The following is a 20579-nucleotide window of genomic DNA, read 5'->3' on the forward strand; positions in this document are numbered from 1 at the left end:
AGCCGCGCTAGACCAGCGATGTAGAACCGCGAACCACCAGGGAGCTCTCCAGCGTCACGTGGGGCTCCTCCAAATCCCGGCCCTCCATGAGCCCGCGCAGCTGCTCCCCCGCCTTGAGTCCAAGCGGGGTCGCGGGCAGGTGCACGCTCGTGAGGCTGGGATTGCTGGTGGCTGAATACGGGAGGTCATCGAAGCCCGCCACAGCCAGTTCGGCAGGAATCCGCACGCCCGCCACACGCGCTTCCTGCAGCACGCCATACGCGTGGGTATCGGTACCGCAGACGACGGCGGTCACCCCCTCACGCTGCCACGCGGGCCAGGCGTCGGCGAACGCGGCGGCGGCAGCACCGACGTCGATCGCGGTACTGATGACATGCTCGTCGGCAACCAGGAGCCCGCACGCGGCGGCCTCCTCAAGGAAGGCTTCCCTGCGCAAGTGAAAAGTGGTGGTGCCGGTAATGCCGTCCACGTAGGCGGCCCGGGTATGTCCGGAGGCTGCCAGGTGCCGCGCCAACTCACGTGCGCCTTGCGCGACGTCGAGGTTAACGGACGGGGCGTAGGACTCCAGCCCCGGGGCATCCAGGAGCACCAGCGGTCCGGCCGCGGCCAGGTCCTGAAGAAACCCGGCACTGGGGGCACCCACCAGCAAGCCGGCCGGACGGAGCGCCAACAGCTTGCGGACATCCTCAGCTTGCGGCGACTCCCCTGCATCGGTCACCGAGAGCAGCAGTTGGTATTCCGGGCCCAGCGATTCCCGGACGCCTGCGATGACGTTGGCGAAGAACGGGTTGGAGACGTCGGGCGTCACGAGGATGACGATGGAGCTGACTCCGCGTGCCAGCGAACTCCCAATGCTGTCAACCACATATCCGAGTTCGGCGATCGCTGAGCGGACCCGCGAGATGTTGTCCTCGGATACGCGCCCTTGCGTCTTGCCGTTGGCCACCAAGGAGACCGTGGCGGTGGAAACCCCGGCCCGGGCAGCCACCATCGCAGCCGTTACACGGGGTGCGCGGGCGTTCCGCCGATCCAGGGTATCCATGCATCGATCGTAGCGTTGTTGCGGCACGCACTACTCCCCTCAAGGCATCAAGCGTTTAACGCAATTAACGTTAAGCGCTTGACGTGAGACCGGAAGCAGTGCCAGAATTCCCAATGAATGCTTACCGCCCTGCTTCAGGCAAGACCCTGGCAGGCCCCAATGACGTGGAGACGAAACGTGGACCCCAACCCCATGACAGCACCCAAGAAGATCATTCTTGACTGCGACCCCGGCCATGACGACGCAGTGGCATTGCTTCTGGCCCACGGCAACCCGGACATCGAGCTCCTCGCAGTGACAACCGTCGTGGGCAACCAGACCCTCGAAAAAGTCACGCGCAACGCCCTCTCGGTAGCCACGATCGCTGGCATCACTGGCGTTCCCTTCGCAGCCGGCTGCGACCGTCCCCTTGTGCGCACCATCGAGACTGCCCCCACTATCCACGGAGACTCCGGCATGGACGGCCCGGAGCAGCCCGAGTCCGCCATCGAACTGGACCCGCGCCACGCCGTCGACCTCATCATTGAAACCGTCATGGCGCATGAGCCGGGCACCGTCACCCTGGTCCCCACCGCAGGGCTGACCAACATCGCCATGGCTGCCCGCAAGGAGCCACGCATCGTGGAGCGCGTCAAGGAAGTTGTCCTCATGGGCGGCGGCTACCACGTAGGCAACTGGAGCGCCGTGGCAGAGTTCAACATCATCATCGATCCCGAAGCTGCGCACATAGTGTTCAACGAAAAGTGGCCCGTGGTGATGGTCGGCCTGGACCTCACGCATCAGGCGCTGGCCACCGACGAAGTAGTGGAACGCATCGCAAAAATCGGCACCAACCCGGCCAAATTCGTGCTTGAACTGATGGAATTCTTCAAGAAGACCTACAAGGATGCGCAGGGCTTCGACTTCCCGCCGGTCCACGATCCGTGCGCCGTCGCCTACGTCATCGACCCCACCGTGATGACCACCCGCAAGGTCCCCGTCGACATCGAGCTGCAGGGCAAGCTCACCCTGGGCATGACCGTTGCGGACTTCCGCGCGCCCGCCCCGGAGGACTGCCACACGGCCGTGGCTGTTGACCTGGACCACAAGAAGTTCTGGGATTTGGTCACGGACGCGATCGAACGGATTGGCGAACCAACGCTCGACGACGGAGCTAACGCCACGGCTGCGGCGGACGTCACCGACGCTGCAGCGGCAGTGGCAGCAGAAGAGGCCAAGTAATGTCCATCCCCGCAGAAACCAAGTCCACGCGCGGCAATGTCACTGCCCTCATGGTCGCCCTGCTGGCAGCTTGCGTAGCCTTCCAGCTCAACGCCTCCATGCTCAGTCCCGCCTTGGTCACCATGGGCAATGAGCTCCAGACCGACCAAGCAACCATCGGCCTCTCCCAGACCTGGTTCTTCACGGCCGCCGCACTGTTCTCCCTCTTCCTCCCCCGCCTCAGCGACATCGTGGGCCGCAAGAAGATCCTTGTGGGCATGATGCTCCTGATGGCAGTTGGTTCAGTCATCGCCGCACTCGCACCCGATGTCACGTGGCTCTTCGTAGGCCGCATCATCCAGGGTGTCAGCGGTCCCACCGTCCCGCTCTGCCTCATCATGCTCCGTTCCGCAGTGAGCAGCCCCCGCAAATACGGCACGCTCATGGGCCTCATCACCGCGGTGAACGGTGGGGTGGCCGGCGTCGACTCGTTCGTGGGCGGCTACTTCGCCGAGAACTTCGGATTCCGCAGCATCTTCTGGCTCATGGTGGCCCTGGCACTCGTGGCTACGGTTCTGATCGCTGTCCTGGCCGGTGAAAGCAAACCTGCTGCCGGAACCACCATGGACTGGCTGGGCGTCTTCTTCATCGTGATCGCCGTGGGCGCACTATTGACGGCACTGAACGAAGGCTCCAAGCTGGCAGCGGCCTTCGACGCCGGCACCTTGACCCTCGCAGTCGCCCTCATCCTGGTTGCCGCCGTCGCGTTCTTCGCCTTCTGGACTGTTGAAAAGCGCGCCAAGCAGCCCATGGTCGAAACCGTGCACCTGCGGCAGCGTTCCACGTGGGCTCCGCTTTTGACCACCACACTGACCATGACCGGTATCTTCGCCGTCATTAATGGGATCGTCCCTGCCTTCGTTCAGGCGGCCGAACCCGGCTTCGGCGTCGGTCCCACCGAGATGTCACTCATGATCCTCACGCCGTACGCACTGCTGGGTTGGCTCTTCGGCCCGATCAGCGGCAGGCTCGCCCCGGTCCTCGGCTACACGAAGGTCCTTCGCATCGGCCTGGTGGGCAGCCTCGTAGCCTTGGCGATCATCGCGCTCTTCGGCCTGAACAACCTGCCGATGATGATCGTGGGCACGGCCTTGCTGGGCATCATGTACGCCGGTACCGTCAACATCATGCTGAACGGACTCGGTGTGGTCCTCTCGCCCCTAGGCAATCCGGGCTTCCTTCCCGGAATGAACGCGGGCGCCTTCAACCTCGGCGCCGGCCTGAGCTTCCTGGTCCTGCCCGCGGTCCTCGTTGCAACGTCGGCACTGGGCGACGCAAAGGCGGCGTACCTCACCGTTGTGGTGGTGGGTCTCGCCATCACCCTCGCCGCCTTCGGAGCCTCACTGCTGATCCCCAAACCGGTTGATGCCGAAGTCACCGAAGGTGCGGACAACGAGACATCCGAGAAAGAGGTCACCGCATGAGCACAGAAGCCAAAGCACCCACGGCGGGGATCGTCGTCGTCGGCTCCCTGAACGCCGATTTGACGATCTACTGCGACCGCCTCCCGAAGCCCGGCGAGACGGTCCACGGCAATGGTTTCGCCGTAAATCCCGGTGGCAAGAGTGCCAACCAGGCGGTGGCGGCCAGCAAGCTCGGTGCCCAGGTCAGCCTGGTGGGCGCAGTGGGCGATGACGCCAACGGCACCATGCTCCTGGAGTCGACCGCCAACGCCGGCGTGGACGTTACCCGCGTCCGACGTTCAGATGCCGCGACGGGCGTCGCGGTCATCTCGGTGGATGCCGGCGGCGAGAACAGCATCATCATCTCGGCCGGGGCAAACGGGACTCTAACCCCGGCGGACGTGCGCGCGGCAGCGGACACCTTCAACAATGCTGCGGTGGTCTGCCTCTGCCTTGAAGTCGCGATCGATACTGTGATCGCCGCTGCACAAGCAGGGCACGACGCCGGCGCTACCGTCTTGTTGAACCTCTCGCCTTACGCGGAGGTGCCGGAGGTCCTGGCCGAGTTGAGCGACGTACTGCTGGTCAATGCGCACGAGGCCTCACTGTTCCTTGGTGGCGAAGCCGACGTTCCTGCCGCCGACGCGGAGGCCGAAGCGTGGGAGCCGGTACGTAGCCAGTTTGCTGACCGGGGTTTGCAGCGCGTGCTGGTAACGCTGGGCGCCCACGGGTCTGTTGTGCTGGATTCTTTGGCCCGGGGTACCCAGGACCAGATCACGCGCATTCCCCCTACCCGCGTTTCGGCCGTCGACACCACGGGTGCCGGTGATGCTTTTACGGGGGCGGTCGCTGCACGCCTGGCTGCCGGAGACTCCCTCGCCGACGCCGCCGGGTTCGCCTCAGTGGCTGCCGCGTTGGCGGCCACGAAGAAGGGCACCCAGGCCGCCTATCCCAGCATCGCGGATGTGGAGCGCTTGCGGAGCGTTTAGTCCCAGCGTCCCAGGTGGTTAGCGGGACTTGCGGGCTGCGCGTTGGGCCGAGCGCTCCACTGCCTTGCGGGTGAGGGCGCCGTGGCCGGCCATGAGCTTGGGGACCACAACGTAGACCGCGGCCGGGACCACAAGCGCCGTCAGCAGGAGCGCCCGAAGGATAGGGTGCCACGGCTCCATGATCGGGCCGAGCAACAGCATGCCGATGGATACCAAGGGGAAGATCGCGAGCCAGGTGATCAGTGCCCTCACGTGGACGGAGGGCACTTTCGGGCGAGCCGGGACTGCGGGTGACGATGACTGAACGGCGATTTCCGGCGTTGTTTGAGTGGTCATGGCATTCTCCAACCAGATAGTTGCATTTAGCTTGGTCCCACCATAACCGCACTCGGGAGCAAATACAACTAGTTGGTTGGGAAATGGTAATCTGTAGTTATGGCATGGGACACAGAACGCACCAAGTCACTCCTGCTCGAGGCGGCGACGTCCGAGTTTTGCGCGCGCGGACTTGCCGGGGCCCGGATTGACCGCATCGCGGCTGAGGCGGGTGTCAACAAGGAACGCATCTACCAGTACTTCGGCAACAAGAACGGCCTTTTTGACGCGGTTATCGTCGCGGCGCTCAGCTCCCTCATGGACGAAGTACCCATTCATGGAAAGGGTCCGGAGGCCATGGCTGACTACGCTGGCCGGCTCTTTGACCACCACCAAAAAGATGCGACCGCGCCGCGCCTCCTCTTCTGGGAAGGCCTGGAACGCGGCGCTGAAGTTGTGGGCCTGCCCAAACGGATGGCCAACTGTGCGTCCAAGGTCAACAGCACCATTGCAGCCCTTCCTGGAATCTCAAGGGAAGACGCCGGCGATCTCCTCATCACCATCGTGAGTCTTTGCGATGCCGCGCCCGTGCTGCCTGCACTCGATGGACTCATGGCCGGGAACGACCCCGGCCGCCTCGAAAGGCGACGCGCCGCCGTCGTGCGTACCGTCTACCTGACTGCCTCCGCGCTCGCTGCGGAAGCGGCACCTGTCGGGTCGTCGGCCACAGAAATTACGCCAGCTCCAGTGGTCCACTAACTGCCCCTCATACACCCTGTGACAGCTTTGACAGGAAAAGTGACTTCGTTGTGAAGTGGCCCCTAGCCAAGAAGGGGTGCCATCAACCATGCTTGCTGCATGTACTCAACGACGAGCCCATACCGCATCATCACGGTCTGCACTGGAAACATCTGCCGCTCGCCCATGGCAGCGCTCATGCTTACCGAAGCCTTCGAAGCGGAAGGGCTCGGCAAGCTGGTCGTAGTGGACTCAGCAGGCACCACCGGGTACGAGGTGGGGCACCCGATCGATCCCCGGGCGGCCCGCAAACTGACCGCCCACCACATCGCTTCCGAGGATCACGTCGCACGCCAGTGGCGGCAGGAGTGGTTCGCTGAGCGGGATCTCATCCTGGCGCTGGACGTCGACCATTTCGGCTGGCTCCAGGAGGGCGCGCCGGATCGCGAATCGCTGGCCAAAGTCCGGATGCTGCGCAGCTTCGATCCCATGATGGCTGGGCGCAGTTCCCTGGATCTGGGCATCGAGGATCCCTGGTACGGCGGCCACACCGACTTCGACAACACCTGGACCCTCATCAAAGCCGCCATTCCAGGCATTGTGCGCCACGTGGGCGCTGCCCTTGCGGAAGACCCAAGGAGTAGCGCCAGCGACGTAGGTAACGGAGCCACCGAGCACCAGCAGGTAACCTCTATGTCATGACCCCTGCACCCGTGATCATCGCCGTCGACGGGCGGTCCGGCGCGGGCAAGACCACGCTGGCCGTCGAGCTGGCGGCCCGCCTTCGGGAGCACCACAAGGTTTCCCTTTTCCATCTGGAAGACATCTATCCCGGGTGGAACGGCCTTGCCACAGGCATCGAACGATACATCGCAACGGTCCTGACGCCCTTGAGCCAAGGCGAGGCAGCAGAGTGGGTCAGCTGGGATTGGGAAAAGCATTACGACGGCGCGCTGCACGTAACACTGCCAGCCGAAATCGTGATCGTCGAGGGTGTCGGGGCTGCAGCAATCGCCGCGCGCCCCATGCTGGACGCCGTCGTCTGGGTCGAATCCCCCGGTGACGACCGCCGTCGACGGGCTTTGGCCCGTGACGGAGATACCTACGAACCCTACTGGGACACCTGGGCCGCGCAGGAAGACCTTTGGCTCGAAGCTGACCCTGTCATCGGCGCAGCAGACATCCGTGTGCAAAACCTCGCGGATGGCAACGCCCCGGACGACGTCCTGCAGGCCATGCGGTACCTGCCGTCGCTGGCAGCGATCCTCTCGCCGGAACTCAGCGCGCGCCGCGGCCTGCAGCTCCGGTCCGAAAAGATCAGCGCCGCTCCTGACGCCGAGGCGCTCTTCCAGAACCTCTACGGTTCCTCGGCCAACGCTGTCTGGTTGGATTCCTCCAACGCATCCGCGGTTTCAGGGACGTCCCAAGCCGCAGCCCGAAGCCGCTTCAGCATTCTGGCGGACGACGGCGGCACGTTCGGACAGTCCGTCCAGCACCGTCAGGGAACCACCCAGGTAACGGCCGGAACAGCCACCGTGGAAACCGCCGGACCCTTCTTCCGCTGGCTCGATTCCGTATGGGGACGCCGGGCCGTGCGCGCACCCCGCGGCTACGATGGCCAGTTCACGCTCGGCTGGTTGGGTTATCTGGGCTACGAGCTCAAGCGGGAAACCGGGGGGAACGACGTCCAGGCAGGGACTCCCGACGCCGCCCTGCTCTTCGCTGGACGGGCCGTGGTGCTGGATCATCGCGAGCACACTGTGTGGCTGCTCGCCTTGGACGCGCCCGACGCCGATGACTGGTTCCGCGAGGCTCGAACCGCCGTCGGGGCTGCTTCAACCGCCCCTGCTTTCGCCGTCGGGCCAGCTTCCGAGGTGGCTCCGGAATTCACTTGCCGTGACAGCGCGACGGACTACAAGCGCAAAATCGCCGACGCCCAACATGAAATAAGCGAAGGCAACTCGTACGAGGTCTGCCTGACCACCATGCTTGAAGCCCCTGCCGGCGGGCTTGATCCGTGGGAGAGCTACCGGGCGTTGCGCCGCCGCAATCCGGCACCCTTCGCCAGTTACCTTCGGTTCGGCGAGCTGGTTGTCGCGAGCACTTCGCCCGAACGCTTCCTGCGGATTCTCTCCGACGGCGGCATGCGGGCCGAGCCGATCAAAGGCACGCGTGGGCGTTCCGCCGACCCCACGGAGGACGCCGAACTGCGCCGCGACCTGGAGACGTCGCTGAAGGACCGCGCCGAAAACATCATGATCGTGGACCTGCTGCGAAATGACCTGAGCCATTTCGCCATTCCGGGCTCGGTGACGGTCAGCCGCTTGTGCGCGATCGAAAGCTACGCCACGGTGCATCAAATGGTGAGCACCGTGGACGCGCATCTCCGCCCTGGCGCTCCGCGGGCAGAGGCGGTGGCTGCGGCCTTCCCTGCCGGTTCAATGACCGGGGCGCCGAAAATCAGCACCATGGACATTCTTGACCAGCTTGAGGCGGGCCCCCGCGGTATCTATTCGGGAGCAATCGGCTACTTCTCGCTGAATGCTGCCACGGACCTCGCCGTCGTGATCCGAACCTTGGTTGTTAACCCTGACGACGACGGCGGGCGCGCGCTGAGCCTGGGCGTTGGCGGGGCAATCACCGCCGATTCCGTGGCCGACGACGAGTACGAAGAGATCCGGACCAAGGCGTTTGGCGTGTTGTCGACGCTCGGGGCCGACTTCCCCGGCTGAGGACTATTGGAGCGTCGCGGTCAATCTCGCGACGTTATCCACATACTTGGCCAAGGGGGGTCTGTCCATCCAGTCGTCCAACGTAAGCTCACGGGATACCTCGCGATACGTGGACTCCACGGCCCGCATGAGGTTCACGGTTTCGGCGCCCAGCAGCATCACCGAAACTTCCATGTTCAGGGAGAAGGAGCGCATGTCCATATTGCTGGAACCGAGAACCGCAACTTCGTCGTCGATCGTGAAGTGCTTGGCGTGGAGTACGTACGGCGCCCGGTACAGGTAGATGCGGACACCCGCTTCCAACAGTGCTTCGTAGTAGGAGCGTTGGGCGTGGTGGACCAGGAATTGGTCACCCTTTTCCGAGACAAAGAGCTCCACATCCACGCCGCGCTGGGCAGCTGTAGTGATCGCATAGAGCAGGGAGTCATCAGGCACGAAGTATGGGCTGCAGATGGAGATCCTGTGCTGCGCCGAGTAGATCAGCGTATTGAACAGGCGCAGGTTGTTCTCGGTGGCGAACCCTGGACCACTGGGGACCACCTGGGCCGTGACCTGTCCCGGGGAGGGCTGGGCGGGAAGGCGAAGCTGGCTCTCGAGTGATTCGTCGGTTTCGCTGAGCCAGTCGGTTGCGAAAACTACGTTGAGGGTGGCCACAATCGGCCCTTCAAGCCGGGCCATGAGTTCAACCCATTGACGGCCCGCACGGCGATGCTTGGGATTGTTATAGGAGGGCTCGATCAGGTTCTGGGAGCCGGTGAAGGCCAGCGTCCCGTCAATGACCAGGATCTTGCGGTGGTTCCTGAGATCAGGGCGGCGCCACTGGCCGTGGATGGGCAGCAGTGGCAACATCCGCTTCCACTGGATCTTGCCTGCCTTGAGCCGGCGGACCAAGCGGCGGTAGCCCTTGATGCGCAGCGTTCCGATGTGGTCAAAGAGCAGCCTGACGGTGACACCCCGCTCGGCGGCCTTCTCCAGTTCAGTGAGCAACTCATCCGTTACGAAGTCGCTGCTCATGATGTAGAACTCTGCGTTGACGTAGTCCGTAGCACCCCGCACTGCCTCGGCCATGGCTTTAATGGACTCCTGGTAGCCAGGAATGAGCTCCACCTTGTTGCCATCGACCATCGGCAGCGAGCCAAGGCGATGGTTCAACTCACCCGCCGACTTCACCCATTCCGGGCCAGGATAGGTGCTTACGGGGTCGGCCAGGTCGGAGGTGACAGCGCGAACTCGATGGTTCACTTGTTCCTGCTGCTCACGCCGCCGCTTGGACAAACGGAAATTGCCAAAAAGCAGGAAGAGCACGAACCCAACGGTCGGGACGAGGAAAACAGCCAGAAGCCAGGCCATGGCCGTAGTGGGGCGACGGTTTCCGGGAATGATGCCCAGCAGCACGATGCGCATGATGACTTCCGCAATGGCCCAAGCACCTAAAAGCCAGGTCCATTCCGGGCCAATCGGAAAAGGAAAAAGCACTCCACAACCCCCACGGTCCAAGAACTAACGGTGACCACAGCCTATCCGCCCGCCGTGCAGGAGGGCCGCACCGGGGTGCCGCACTAAGCTGGGAACATGACTTCTCCTGCCCCCACGGTTCTCGTTTTCCTGGACCCGGCCTTCGAAAACGGCCGCATTGCCGATTCCAGCCAGCCCCAGCTCATGGCCACGGACCTGGGCGCTACCCGTGGCGACGGTGTGTTCGAGTCCCTTCTGGCCGTGCAGGGCAGGGCGCGCAAAGTGCAGGCACACCTGAACCGGCTGGGCACTTCCGCAGCTGCCTTGGACTTGTTTATTCCGGAGCAGGACGTCTGGCGAAGGGCGATTGACACCGCGATCACGGAGTTCCGCACGGTGCACCCCGCGCCGACACCCGAAGAGGACGAAGTCGTCATCAAGCTGATCGTGACCCGTGGCGTTGAAGGTGCGGCGAGCCCCACATGCTGGGTACAGGCCTCGCCCTCACCCGCAGGCAGCCGCCGGCAGCGCGAGACGGGCATCGACGTCGTCCTCCTGGACCGCGGCTTCGACACCGAAGCCGGCGAGCGTGCGCCGTGGCTGCTGCTGGGCGCCAAGACGCTCTCCTACGCCGTGAACATGGCTGCGCTGCGTTACGCCCACAAGCAGGGCGCCGATGACGCCATCTTCACCTCCACGGATGGCCGCGTCCTTGAGGGGCCAACATCCACTGTGTTGCTCGCCCACCTCGAGACAGTGGACGACGGCGAGGGTACCGTCAGGACTGTTCGTCGCCTCATCACGCCGCAACTGGATAGCGGCATTCTCCCCGGTACATCGCAGGGCGCGCTGTTCGCCGCCGCGAAGGCTGCCGGCTGGGAGCTCGGGTATGGGCCGCTGGTGCCGCAGGACCTGTTCGACGCGGACGCCGTTTGGCTCATTTCGAGCATCCGCTTGATCGCGCCCGTGAATCACATCAACGGCCACGAGATCGGTACTCCCGCTGTCCGGAAACAGCTCACTGCCGAACTGAATGAGCTGTTTGCCGGGATCGAGTAATTCCGGCCGGCCAGACTGAGGCCTACTCTGCTCCGCTTGGAACCTAGCAGATGACAAGTAGAGTAATTGCTCGCATGACTTATTGATAAGGAACTCTTGGTCTCAGCAGTGAGCTTCACGGGGGTTCAATCGCGTTCCTTATCCTCCTTGAAATGGGCGTCCGTCATGTGATGAATCTTGTTCTCGTGTTAGTTGGATCACGTCCTCCCAACACCATTTGAGACTTTGCTGGCTAACTTCCCGGAGGGAATATGGGACACAGCTCCCCCACAACAGCCGAGGCATCGGCACCCGAGGCGCAGTCGGAGACTGGCGCCTCACAGGCAGGGCTTCGCCGGTCCATGGAGGCCCGGCACCTGGTGATGATTGCCATGGGTGGCGTCATCGGCTCAGGCCTTTTCGTCAGCTCGGGTTACACCATTGCCACCGCGGGCCCTTTGGGCGCCGTTCTCGCGTTCCTTATCGGAGCCGTGGTGGTCTACCTGGTGATGGCATGCCTCGGGGAACTCGCCGTTGCGTTCCCCGTTTCCGGCGCCTTCCACATCTACGCTGCCAGGACCATCGGACCTGCCACCGGTTTCGCCACGGCCTGGCTCTACTGGCTTTGCTGGGCGGTGGCGTTGGGTTCGGAATTCACTGCGGCCGGCCTGCTCATGCAGCGCTGGTTCCCTGGCGTCGACGTCTGGATCTGGTGTTTCATATTCGCCAGCGTCCTGTTCACCCTCAATGCCATCTCATCGCGCGTCTTCGGTGAATCAGAGTTCTGGTTCGCGCTCATCAAGGTTGCCGCCGTCGTCGGCCTGATTGTCCTGGGCGGCGCCGCTTTGATGGGCTTCCACCCGCTCGCCGCAGGCGACTACCCGTCGCTCACCAGCAACTTCAGCACACCCGAGGGGCTGTTCCCCAACGGCTTCACGGGCGTCTTCGTCACCTGCCTGGCAGTCTTCTACGCCTTCTCAGGCTCCGAACTGATCGGTGTGGCCGCCGGCGAAACATCCAATCCCGGCGCCAACATCCCCAAGGCCATGCGGACCACGGTCATCCGTCTCATGATCTTCTTTGTCGGCGCGATTACCGTCATCGCAGCGACCATCCCCTACGAGAAGGTCAGCGTGGACGAAAGCCCGTTCGTCACCGTCTTCTCGATGCTCGGCATTCCGTTCGCTGCGGACATCATGAATTTCGTGATCATCACCGCCCTGTTGTCTGCTGGAAACTGTGGCCTCTACTCCTGTGCCCGCATGCTCTTCTCGCTGGCCGACGAAGGACACGCCCCCAAGGCGTTCAGGAAGCTGACCAAGCGTGGCATCCCGATGATTGCCCTGTGCGTCAGCATGCTCGGTGGCCTTGCCTCGCTGATCAGCAGCATTGTGGCGCCGGCAACCGTGTACCTGGTTCTCGTCTCGATCGCCGGCTTTGCAACTGTGGGCGTGTGGATGTCCATCGTGGCCTCGCACTTCGTGTACAGGCGTACGTTTATCAGGAACGGCGGCGACCTCAGCACGCTCCCCTACAAGGCACCGTTCTTCCCGCTGGTTCCGGTCCTGGCGTTCGCGCTGTGCGTTGTGTCCCTGATCGGCATTGCCTTTGACCCCAACCAGGTAGCGGCACTGCTGTTCGGCATCCCGTTCGTAGGGGCTTGCTACGCGTTCTTCTACTTCAAGTACGGACGACGCGCCAAGATTCCCGTGGCTTCCTGACCTTCTTTGGCGGCAGATCAGCCCCTGTGCAACCCATTCCGGCTGCGCAGGGGCTGATGTTGTTTGAAAGTAGGTCAGGACGCCAAACGGCCGCCCAAGTTCAGGACTTCGGCTTGGCCGTCCTGACGGGGTGCTCGCTCAGGATGGACAGGCGGTTGAAGGCGTTGATCCCAATCGCGGCCATGCAGAGAACACTGATTTGCTCGTCGTTGTAGTGCTCCCGGGCGCGCTCGAAGAGTTCAGGGCTCGGCCGTGACGTGCTCATGCGGGTGATCTGCTCAGTGATTTCCATGGCCACCCGTTCAGCCGGTTCAAACAGCGCCACCTCCTTGTAGACAGCCACCAAGGACAAACGCTGTTCTGTTTCTCCGTACCCCAAGGCCCGGCGATGGTGCAGGTCCAGGCAGAATGCGCAGCCGTTGATCTGCGACGCAAGGTAGTTCAGAAGTTCGATGGTCCGGCGTGGGACACCTGTGCGGTCGGCTTCTCCAACCACCTGTTGGGCATAGTGGCTCAGCGTTGCGTACAGCTCGGGCTGTTGCTTATCCAGATAGCCGGCGAGACGTGCTTTTGTTTCCTGTTCAGGCATGCTTGGAGCCTAGCGCAACTGGTATGGAGTGCCGGAGTGAGAGGCATCCACCCCCGGAGTCGCACCGGCTCGAAATCAAATAGAGATGGGCGGTGGAAGCCGCATTATCGACATTTTATGACCAGTTCATCACAAGCTGGAAATGAGACTTGACTACTAATCGATGCAAATGGAGCACCCACCCAAGGTCGCAAATAAATACGCTTCCACTTTCTATTGCGCCCTCATTCCAACAGTGGTTCACTGAGGCGCAGTGATCCCTGCTGGGGCGGGAGAACTCCCTCTCTGTCCGGCAGGACACACTGTTTTCACTACGCCGTGAGAACAGAATGTTGATGGAGGGCATCATTGTGAGTGCAGTTTCTTCGTCCCAAAATTTCAACCACGGGTTTCCTACGCCCGGCCCCCAGGATCCTTCCCCGCAGAAGGTCATGGACCACGTATTTTTCCTCAACCAGGAAGAATGGAAAGACGTCCGCGAAACGGAACAATTCGATCATATTGTCATCGGCAGCGGGTTCTGCGGGTACGCGTTCGCGGAGAGGACCCTGACCGTTAACCCCCAGGCCAGGATCCTGGTTATTGAGCGGGGTCCGTTCTTCCTGCCCCAGCATTTTCAGAACCTTCCGTTGCCCTATCGCGAGACCCTGGGCGGACTTTCTGAAACATTCCCATGGACGCTGGCTGCCGCCACGGCCAACCAACCCGCCGGCAAGATCTCCTGGCAGCACGGAATGGTTCCGTTCTATGGTGGCCGCTCCATTATGTGGAGCGCTTGGTGTCCGCGACCTGAAGAGGATGAGATGCGCGGGTGGCCACGCGCAGTCATGGATGCCGCAAAAGCGCACTTCACCACCGCAGAGGATCTGCTGAATGTGGTCAGCGCCGACCAAATCGACGCCGGGGCGTCTGCCGACGTCGTGGATCTCATCAACAACACCCGGCCCGTCTACGGGATCATGCAGAAGGCACTACAGGACCGGCTGGCGGCCGGCTTGCACAAGATTGACTCCGCCACCCGCTCCATGCCGGCACCATTGGCAGCAGCTTCGGGCGCGACCTCAGGCATTGACTTCGCCAAATTCTCAACGCCATCGGTCCTGCTTGAACTATCGGACAGACAGCAACGGTTGGCAGCAGCAGGCAAGGGATCTCCACTCCGCATCGTTACGGACTGCACTGTGAACAGCATCATCCAGCAGGACGGCCGGGCCACAGCGCTCGATACCAGCCGCGGTGTGGTGAACATCGGAGACGCAAACCTGGTGCTTGCCATGGGCACGTTGCCACCTGCCACTCTGGTCCTCAATTCCTTCCCCGAAGTGCCTGGAGTTGGTGAGCAGTTCAGCGCCCACTTCATTACGTCCGTCGTTGCCAGGGTCCCCCGCAAGGACTTCGAATTCAGCGAGGCCCTGGGCGAGTTGGAACTGGCCGCCATCTACATGGCAGGCATGAGTCCCGCGGGCATGCAGTACCACGTGCAGCTCTCGGTGCTCTCGGATCGGAGCCCGGACAAGAACGCCCAGAAGTCCGAGCGTTACGCACCTGACGTCGTTGCCACCGCCTCGCTGGCCCAATTGCAGTCCTCAGAGGACTACCTGGTGTTCGTGTGCGCGGTACTGGGCGAACTGGACATCGATAATCCGGAAAACCACTTGCGCTATTCCGGTGGAGCGGACCCCACCAACAACGTGACTCTTCAGGTGCTGGCCAACTCCACGGACGATGCCACATGGGACACCATGGACGAGGGCACTTTCCAGATGTTGGAACGCGTACTGTCACCGGACGGCGCGGATCATGTTGAGTATTGGCACGGCGATCCGGACACCGGAACCTGGGGATCGGACCGGCCCGGCATTCCCGAGCGCCGCGTCCCGGGACTCGTCCACGAGAGCTCCAGCCTTCCCATCGGCGAGGACGAGGACTCCACCGTCGGCACCGACTACCGCCTCAACGGCGTCGAAAATGTCTATGTCGCGGGCGGTTCGCTGTGGCCGACCGGCGGGTCCTGGAACCCAACCATGACCATGGTTGCGTTGACGCAGGACCTCGCCGAACGGTTGGAGGCCGACGGCGGCACGGGAGTTGCGCTGTGACCGCGGTTCCGGCCCTGGACCCGGCAGTCCTGCCCACGTTGCCGCTGATGACAGTTGCCGACGTCCTGGACAGGCAGGATGGCATCTATTGGGTGGTCAAGGACGCGAATTCCGTTTTCCTGTGGGTGAACCAAAACTTCGCCGACCTCGTGGGGATGACCAAGGACCAATTGATTGGGCATCAGGACTCGCGGGCAGCCCATGTTGCCCATGACAAGGAGGTGATGGCCAGCGGAAAACCCCTGCTCAATTTCCACGAAGTCATCGAGGTTCCGTTGAAGGATGGCGGGACGGTGAACGTGGACATCGTGACCCAGAAGGGGCTCCTCCGGTCGCTGGACACCGGGGCCATCATCGGGATCACTGTCTGCTTCTCACTCGCGGATCCCCCCAATGACTGACGTGGATCTGGCAGGCGGGAGCCCAGGCATCCACTTCGCCAGCCCGGACGCGGCCAGCCCGAACGCAGCCAGCCCCGACGCGAAGGAGTGGATCAAGCGGTTGGACATGACGCCGTCGGGCGTTGGCGGCTGGTTCGCGCCGGCAATGGTGAGCGACGAGCTGATCGCCGGGCGGGCATTGCCACCTCGCTTTGGCAGTGACCATCCACTGTACAGCTCCAACTGGTACCTGTTGCAGGCGGGCGAAGTCCTCCAGCTGCACACTTTGAAGCAGGACGAGCTGTGGTTCTTCCATCTGGGCACCCCCATCCGGCTGCACGTTTTTTCGCAGACAGAGGGGTACTCATCAACGGTCTTCGGTCCGGATCCGGAGTCTGGTGAGATTCTGCATGGCGCGGCGCCGCATTCCACATGGTTCGGGGCTGAGCTGGCTGGGGACGGGTTTGTCCTGGTGAGCTGCAGCCTGTCCCCCGGCTATGAACCGAGCGATTCCGCGAAGCCCACGAGCGAAGATGTGGAGGCACTCGTGGCGCAGTTCCCTGGTCAGTCGGAGTTGATCAGGAGGCTCGCGGCCGGCTAACCGCCGCTGAAGGGTGCGCCCGTATGGGGAGGGCGCACCCTCCAGCGGGGCGTGAAGTGAGAGAACATCCGCCCAAAGACCGCTGGAAGTGAGAGAACATCCGCCCAAAAGCCGCTGGAAGTGAGAGAGCAAGCTATTCGGTGGCGTCGCGGGCCAGGTGGATGCCGTTCTCTGCCAGCCACACCGGGTTGAAGGCCTTGCTCAGGTAGTTCGTTCCGGCGTCGGGCGCTATGGCAACCACCACCGAACCGTGGGGTGCGGCCCGGGCCACGCGCAGGGCAGCAGCCACCGCGAGTCCGGACGATGGACCCAGCGCCAGCCCTTCTTCGTCAAGGAGCCGATGCACCGTGGAGTAGACCTCGTCGTTGGGGATGCGCAGGAAACGGTCAACAATGGAGCGGTCAAAGGCCTTGGGCCATTCAGCCTGCGGCCAGGAGTTACCCACGCCGTCCACCAGGATCTCGCCCGGATGTCCCCCACTGTATGCGGAGCCGTAGGGGTCGGCGCCTATCACTTCAAGATGCCCGCCCGGCCGCGATGCTGCAACCTTCTCTTTCAGGAACCGGCCGTTGCCGCTAATGGTCCCGCCGGTTCCGATGCCGGCCACGAAATGCGTCACCAGGCCGTGGGTCTGCTCCCAAATCTCGGGCCCGGTAGTTTGGTAGTGCGCGGCAGGATTGGCAGGGTTGTCGAATTGCATGGGCCGCCACGCACCGGGCGTTTCGGCCGTGATCCGCGCTGCCACAGCGCGGGCGTTCTCCGGCGATTCGGAGGGCGCGCCCCAGTCTGTCAGCACTACGCGCGCACCATAGCTGTGGAGCGCGGCCAGCTTCTCCTGGGAGATGGTGTCGCCCGTAACCACCACCACGGGGTGCCCCGTCAGGCGCCCAATGAGCGCCAGCCCGATCCCGGTATTACCGGACGTGCTCTCCACAATGGTTGCGCCCGGCTGTAACTCTCCTGAGCGCTCCGCCGCCCGGACCATGCTCAGCGCAGTACGGTCCTTGATGGATCCGCCCGGGTTCTCGGACTCAAGCTTGATGTGCATGGTGCTGCCCAATCCACGGCCCAGGGCTTCCAATTTCACCAGCGGAGTGTTGCCCACTTTATCCAGGACGGAGGCATCCAGGCCATCCGGCAGCCCTGCCGCCGCATGTGCGCCCTGTTTGCTGATTGCGGTACTCACGTGGTCCCCTCCCTTTGAGCCATCGGCGGCAATTCCAGCGCCACCACATCACGCAATTCACGTCGGGCGCGCTCCACCAGGTCCGGAGCGGACGGCCGATCTGCCAGCACATCAGCCAGCCGGCCCGCGACGGCGCCGGTCCCCTTCCCAAGCGGTTGGGCGGCCCCCGCTTCGAACAACAGATACGACGCCGTCAGGGCCTCAATAGCAAGCAATTTCTCCAAGGCCTCCAAGGACCTTTCAAGTTGCTGCAACGCCAGCGGCGCCAAAGTGGAGTGGTCCTCGACGTCGGCCGAGAGGGTGGGTGCCCCGAGCGTCGCCGGCGCTGCCAGGAACTTCAGTTCGGACAGGAGTCCCGCTGCGGAGTACCAGAGCAGCCCGGGCAACTCCTCCTGCACAAGCCCTGCGGCCGGTCCGGACCCGGAAACCGCATTCGACGACGAATCCTCCAGGTGCCTGGCGGCAGCCTCCAGATGCCTGGCCCGGATCACCCGTTGTGGCGGATACAGTTTGGCGATGCGCCGCTCGCTGGAGATCCCCACGTGCGCCAACGCAAGCCGCAGGCCCTCAAAGGAAAGAGCCAGCTGCATCGGTTGGAAGTTCCCTCCGGACACCATTTGCCCGCTTTCAATATCAACCAGGGGGTTGTCGCCACGCCCGTTGAGCTCCACGCTCAACGCAGCGCCGAGTTGTGAAACCAGGGAGCGAAAAGCGCCATGCGTCTGGGGCGCAGAACGGAATGACAAAGCGTCCTGCACCGAGACTTCGGGACGAACGTCCTCCAACCATCCGCCGCGCAAAAGGTAACGGACGGCTGCCGCCGAGTCCTTCTGCCCGTCCACCGCCTTGCCCGCTTGGATAGCAGGCGAAAACGGGCTGAGGTTCCCGCCGCCGTCGTACCTTGCAATGGCTTCAAGCGAGAGGGAAAGCGCGACGTCGGCGAGTTCCGCCAGCTGTTGCAGGCGCACCAAGGCGAGGGTGCCGGCCCCCACCGAGTAGGCGTTTGCGCTGACCAGGGCCAGGGCCTCACCGGGCGCGAGCCGCAGCGGCTGAAGACCGGCGTCGGCGAGCGCTTTCGCCCCGGGTACCAGGGTGCCGTTCGCGTCGATCGCTTCACCTTCACCGATGGCGACGGCGGCGACGGCGGCCAGCTGGGTGAGGTCCGAGGAGCCGACTGAGCCTTCGCGCGGGATGGCGGGAAGAACCCCACGGTTGAGCAGTTCCGCATAGAACCGGGCTGTCTCCGGCTGCACGCCGGAGCCGCCGCGGCTGAAGCCGATGAGCCGGGCGAGGATCACAGCGCGGGCGGAGGGCCGGTCCAGATGCGCGCCCACGCCGCTGTTGTGGTATCTGACTACTTGGATTTGATAGGCAAGAACCGATTTCTCCTCCACGGCCGTATCCCGTCCGGATCCGAGGAGGGTGTTCAGGCCGTAGATTCTCTGCCCTGAGGTCGCAGCGCGCTCCAGCACTTCGCGTGAGCGGCCGATCAAAGACAACGCATCATGGTTGAGTTTCACGTGAAACGCCGGATCCAAGGCAGCCTGCGCTACGCGCTCAGGGTCCACCGGCGATGTGCCGATCAACAGGGTCCGGGGCTCGGAGGACATCGTCAGAAGTCCAGAAGGTTCTGGCGGAAGCCACCGTCGCCGTAACTCTTCCTCAACAGGCCACGGCGGCGCAGTTCGGGAGTGAGCTTGTCCAAGACGCCGTGCACGGTGACGGGGTCCACGAAGCCGGAGAAGAGGAAGCCGTCGCCACCCACAGCCTCGCCGGTCTCCTCGAGATAATCCGAGATTTCACCAACCGTGCCGATGATCGAATCACCGGCGCCACCGCTGCGTGCCTGAAGGATCTGGCGCAGGGTAGACCCCGGAGGTGCCGCCTTGGCGAAGTGCTCCAACGTGCCTTGGTTGCTGTTGGTGCTCAATTCGGGCAACGGCGCATCAAGGTCGAATTGCTTGAAGTCGATCACGGACAGGTAGGAGATCGAATTGAGCTGGCTGTCGATATCACGCTGGGTTAGCTCCCGGCGCTGCGCACGCAACTCCCCGGCCTCGGCCGATGAACCAACCACGGTGGGCTTTAGCACGAAAAGTACCTTGACGTCGTCGGGGTTCCTGCCCGCCTTGGCAGCCTCGGCACGGATGGAATCCCGGTAGGCCTTCATGCCGTCAACGCCACGGGCCAAGGCGATCGCCACGTCTGCATGCCCACCCGCGAACGCTTTGCCGCGGGGAGAAGCGCCGGCCTGCACCAGTACGGGCTCCTCCGGCAGAGGTGCGGTGTTGAGGGGACCGCGGACCTTGAAGAAGTCACCCTGGTGGTTAATAGGGTGCACTTTGGTGTGGTCGGCGAATACGCCGGCCTCAACGTCCTCAAGGACGGCGTCCGGTTCCCAGCTCCGCCAAAGCCTGCGGACGACGTCGACGAATTCCTCCGCCTTCTCATATCGAAGGTCGTGTTCAATCTGCTGGTCCAAACCGTAATTCTGCGCTGCGAGGTCGCTGCCGGAGGTGACAACGTTCCATCCCAACTGCCCCTCGGAGAAATGCTGCAGCGTGGCCAGGAGGCGGGCCGCAGTGAAAGGCGGATAGAACGATGCGCTGACCGTCGGGACGATTCCAAGGTGCTCGGTTGCGGACAGGAGGTACGGCACCAGGGCCAAGGGATCATGTTTGGGCGCAAAGGAGGCGTGTGCCAGCGAGACCTCGGCAGTGCCGCCATAGGTATCGGGAACAGTAAGGGAGTCCTCGATGATGAAGAGGTCAAGGCCGGATTGCTCAAACGCGCGGACGGCGTCTTGATACAGGGCAGGCTTCTTCCAGTCGTAGCCCAGGCTGTAGCCGGGAGTTCCCCATCCCTGGACACCAAAACCGTGGCCCACGAACCATCCAAAATGCAGCATGGGCTTGAGTGTAGAGCTGCCTTGTCCGTTCACCGCGACCTGATTTCTTGCGAAGTTACAGGGGGTCGTACTGCGTCAATTATGCTCCCGGGGCGTCACATTTGGGCTGCTACTCCAGCACCG

18 protein-coding genes are annotated in these 20579 nt (G+C 63.2%); 11 read left to right on the forward strand and 7 right to left on the reverse strand.

Annotation, left to right across the window (positions count from 1 at the left end; genetic code table 11):
• Positions 1–7: 7 nt before the first annotated feature.
• On the reverse strand, positions 8–1042 hold the full coding sequence (locus AC6I99_RS19340) for a LacI family DNA-binding transcriptional regulator (protein WP_224089279.1): 1035 nt from the start codon (positions 1040–1042) through the stop codon (positions 8–10).
• Between the two features lie 159 nt (positions 1043–1201).
• Here AC6I99_RS19340 and uriH point away from each other — a divergent pair, with 159 nt between their 5' ends.
• From uriH to AC6I99_RS19355, 3 genes are read left to right on the forward strand one after another with little or no spacing between them, the layout of a single operon-like run.
• Complete coding sequence (gene uriH / locus AC6I99_RS19345; RefSeq protein ID WP_497961559.1) at positions 1202–2263, forward strand: uridine-preferring nucleoside hydrolase UriH; 1062 nt, start codon at positions 1202–1204, stop codon at positions 2261–2263.
• Positions 2263–3726, forward strand: a complete 1464-nt coding sequence (uriT, locus tag AC6I99_RS19350; RefSeq protein WP_497961561.1) for a uridine transporter UriT — start codon at positions 2263–2265, stop codon at positions 3724–3726. Before uriH ends, uriT begins: the two co-directional genes overlap by 1 nt.
• A complete protein-coding gene (locus AC6I99_RS19355) occupies positions 3723–4694 on the forward strand; it encodes a ribokinase (RefSeq protein ID WP_224089280.1) in 972 nt (323 codons plus the stop codon). Before uriT ends, AC6I99_RS19355 begins: the two co-directional genes overlap by 4 nt.
• Before the next feature lie 18 nt (positions 4695–4712).
• On the opposite strand, the gene AC6I99_RS19360 is transcribed toward AC6I99_RS19355, so the two are convergent.
• Positions 4713–5030, reverse strand: a complete 318-nt coding sequence (locus AC6I99_RS19360; protein ID WP_224165520.1) for a putative antibiotic biosynthesis monooxygenase — start codon at positions 5028–5030, stop codon at positions 4713–4715.
• Between the two features lie 99 nt (positions 5031–5129).
• Between AC6I99_RS19360 and AC6I99_RS19365 the strand changes: the two genes are divergently transcribed.
• The 3 genes from AC6I99_RS19365 (at position 5130) to pabB (ending at position 8479) form a co-directional block, all read left to right on the forward strand.
• On the forward strand, positions 5130–5768 hold the full coding sequence (locus AC6I99_RS19365; RefSeq protein WP_497944272.1) for a TetR/AcrR family transcriptional regulator: 639 nt from the start codon (positions 5130–5132) through the stop codon (positions 5766–5768).
• A gap of 99 nt (positions 5769–5867) precedes the next feature.
• Positions 5868–6449 carry a low molecular weight protein-tyrosine-phosphatase gene (locus tag AC6I99_RS19370; RefSeq protein WP_497944271.1) on the forward strand — a complete coding sequence of 194 codons (582 nt, stop codon included), beginning with the start codon at positions 5868–5870 and terminating at the stop codon, positions 6447–6449.
• A complete protein-coding gene (pabB, locus tag AC6I99_RS19375; RefSeq protein ID WP_497961563.1) occupies positions 6446–8479 on the forward strand; it encodes an aminodeoxychorismate synthase component I in 2034 nt (677 codons plus the stop codon). Before AC6I99_RS19370 ends, pabB begins: the two co-directional genes overlap by 4 nt.
• 3 nt (positions 8480–8482) lie before the next feature.
• Here pabB and cls read toward each other — a convergent pair whose 3' ends face one another.
• Complete coding sequence (cls, locus tag AC6I99_RS19380) at positions 8483–9955, reverse strand: cardiolipin synthase (RefSeq protein WP_224089291.1); 1473 nt, start codon at positions 9953–9955, stop codon at positions 8483–8485.
• Between the two features lie 96 nt (positions 9956–10051).
• Here cls and AC6I99_RS19385 point away from each other — a divergent pair, with 96 nt between their 5' ends.
• Positions 10052–10993 carry an aminodeoxychorismate lyase gene (locus AC6I99_RS19385; RefSeq protein WP_497944269.1) on the forward strand — a complete coding sequence of 314 codons (942 nt, stop codon included), beginning with the start codon at positions 10052–10054 and terminating at the stop codon, positions 10991–10993.
• A 251-nt stretch (positions 10994–11244) separates the two neighbouring features.
• Positions 11245–12693, forward strand: coding sequence for an amino acid permease (locus AC6I99_RS19390; RefSeq protein WP_497961565.1), 1449 nt, complete (start codon positions 11245–11247; stop codon positions 12691–12693).
• 100 nt (positions 12694–12793) lie between these two features.
• Here the strand turns inward: AC6I99_RS19390 and AC6I99_RS19395 are convergent, their stop codons facing one another.
• Positions 12794–13282, reverse strand: a complete 489-nt coding sequence (locus tag AC6I99_RS19395) for a carboxymuconolactone decarboxylase family protein (protein WP_224165525.1) — start codon at positions 13280–13282, stop codon at positions 12794–12796.
• Positions 13283–13713: 431 nt separating this feature from the next.
• On the opposite strand from AC6I99_RS19395, the gene AC6I99_RS19400 reads away from it, so the two are divergent.
• The 3 genes from AC6I99_RS19400 to AC6I99_RS19410 are packed head-to-tail and all read left to right on the forward strand — an operon-like array spanning position 13714 to position 16362.
• Complete coding sequence (locus AC6I99_RS19400) at positions 13714–15381, forward strand: GMC oxidoreductase (RefSeq protein ID WP_497961567.1); 1668 nt, start codon at positions 13714–13716, stop codon at positions 15379–15381.
• On the forward strand, positions 15378–15782 hold the full coding sequence (locus AC6I99_RS19405) for a PAS domain-containing protein (protein WP_497961569.1): 405 nt from the start codon (positions 15378–15380) through the stop codon (positions 15780–15782). Before AC6I99_RS19400 ends, AC6I99_RS19405 begins: the two co-directional genes overlap by 4 nt.
• Entirely contained in the window at positions 15775–16362 is a 588-nt protein-coding gene (locus tag AC6I99_RS19410; RefSeq protein ID WP_497961571.1) for a cupin domain-containing protein, read from the forward strand. Before AC6I99_RS19405 ends, AC6I99_RS19410 begins: the two co-directional genes overlap by 8 nt.
• Positions 16363–16495: 133 nt before the next feature.
• On the opposite strand, the gene AC6I99_RS19415 is transcribed toward AC6I99_RS19410, so the two are convergent.
• From AC6I99_RS19415 to AC6I99_RS19425, 3 genes are read right to left on the reverse strand one after another with little or no spacing between them, the layout of a single operon-like run.
• Positions 16496–17548, reverse strand: coding sequence for a PLP-dependent cysteine synthase family protein (locus AC6I99_RS19415; RefSeq protein WP_497944264.1), 1053 nt, complete (start codon positions 17546–17548; stop codon positions 16496–16498).
• Positions 17545–19158: an aromatic amino acid ammonia-lyase gene (locus tag AC6I99_RS19420; protein ID WP_497944263.1), complete on the reverse strand. Its 1614-nt coding sequence runs from the start codon at positions 19156–19158 to the stop codon at positions 17545–17547. The genes AC6I99_RS19415 and AC6I99_RS19420 overlap by 4 nt, the downstream gene beginning before the upstream one ends.
• Before the next feature lie 2 nt (positions 19159–19160).
• Positions 19161–20489: an NtaA/DmoA family FMN-dependent monooxygenase gene (locus tag AC6I99_RS19425; protein ID WP_497944262.1), complete on the reverse strand. Its 1329-nt coding sequence runs from the start codon at positions 20487–20489 to the stop codon at positions 19161–19163.
• Between the last annotated feature and the right edge of the window lie 90 nt (positions 20490–20579).

The organism is Arthrobacter sp. TmtSoilC77 (assembly GCF_059739415.1).

Excerpts from the sequence above, each read along its gene's own strand:
- pabB (WP_497961563.1), top strand. The coding sequence starts at position 6,446 with ATGACCCCTGCACCCGTGATCATCGCCGTCGACGGGCGGTCCGGCGCG.
- uriT (WP_497961561.1), top strand. The coding sequence starts at position 2,263 with ATGTCCATCCCCGCAGAAACCAAGTCCACGCGCGGCAATGTCACTGCC.
- AC6I99_RS19400 (WP_497961567.1), top strand. The coding sequence starts at position 13,714 with ATGGACCACGTATTTTTCCTCAACCAGGAAGAATGGAAAGACGTCCGC.
- AC6I99_RS19360 (WP_224165520.1), bottom strand. The coding sequence starts at position 5,030 with ATGACCACTCAAACAACGCCGGAAATCGCCGTTCAGTCATCGTCACCC.
- AC6I99_RS19390 (WP_497961565.1), top strand. The coding sequence starts at position 11,245 with ATGGGACACAGCTCCCCCACAACAGCCGAGGCATCGGCACCCGAGGCG.
- uriH (WP_497961559.1), top strand. The coding sequence starts at position 1,202 with ATGACGTGGAGACGAAACGTGGACCCCAACCCCATGACAGCACCCAAG.
- AC6I99_RS19340 (WP_224089279.1), bottom strand. The coding sequence starts at position 1,042 with ATGGATACCCTGGATCGGCGGAACGCCCGCGCACCCCGTGTAACGGCT.
- AC6I99_RS19355 (WP_224089280.1), top strand. The coding sequence starts at position 3,723 with ATGAGCACAGAAGCCAAAGCACCCACGGCGGGGATCGTCGTCGTCGGC.
- AC6I99_RS19385 (WP_497944269.1), top strand. The coding sequence starts at position 10,052 with ATGACTTCTCCTGCCCCCACGGTTCTCGTTTTCCTGGACCCGGCCTTC.
- AC6I99_RS19410 (WP_497961571.1), top strand. The coding sequence starts at position 15,775 with ATGACTGACGTGGATCTGGCAGGCGGGAGCCCAGGCATCCACTTCGCC.
- AC6I99_RS19365 (WP_497944272.1), top strand. The coding sequence starts at position 5,130 with ATGGCATGGGACACAGAACGCACCAAGTCACTCCTGCTCGAGGCGGCG.
- AC6I99_RS19370 (WP_497944271.1), top strand. The coding sequence starts at position 5,868 with ATGTACTCAACGACGAGCCCATACCGCATCATCACGGTCTGCACTGGA.
- AC6I99_RS19420 (WP_497944263.1), bottom strand. The coding sequence starts at position 19,158 with ATGTCCTCCGAGCCCCGGACCCTGTTGATCGGCACATCGCCGGTGGAC.
- AC6I99_RS19395 (WP_224165525.1), bottom strand. The coding sequence starts at position 13,282 with ATGCCTGAACAGGAAACAAAAGCACGTCTCGCCGGCTATCTGGATAAG.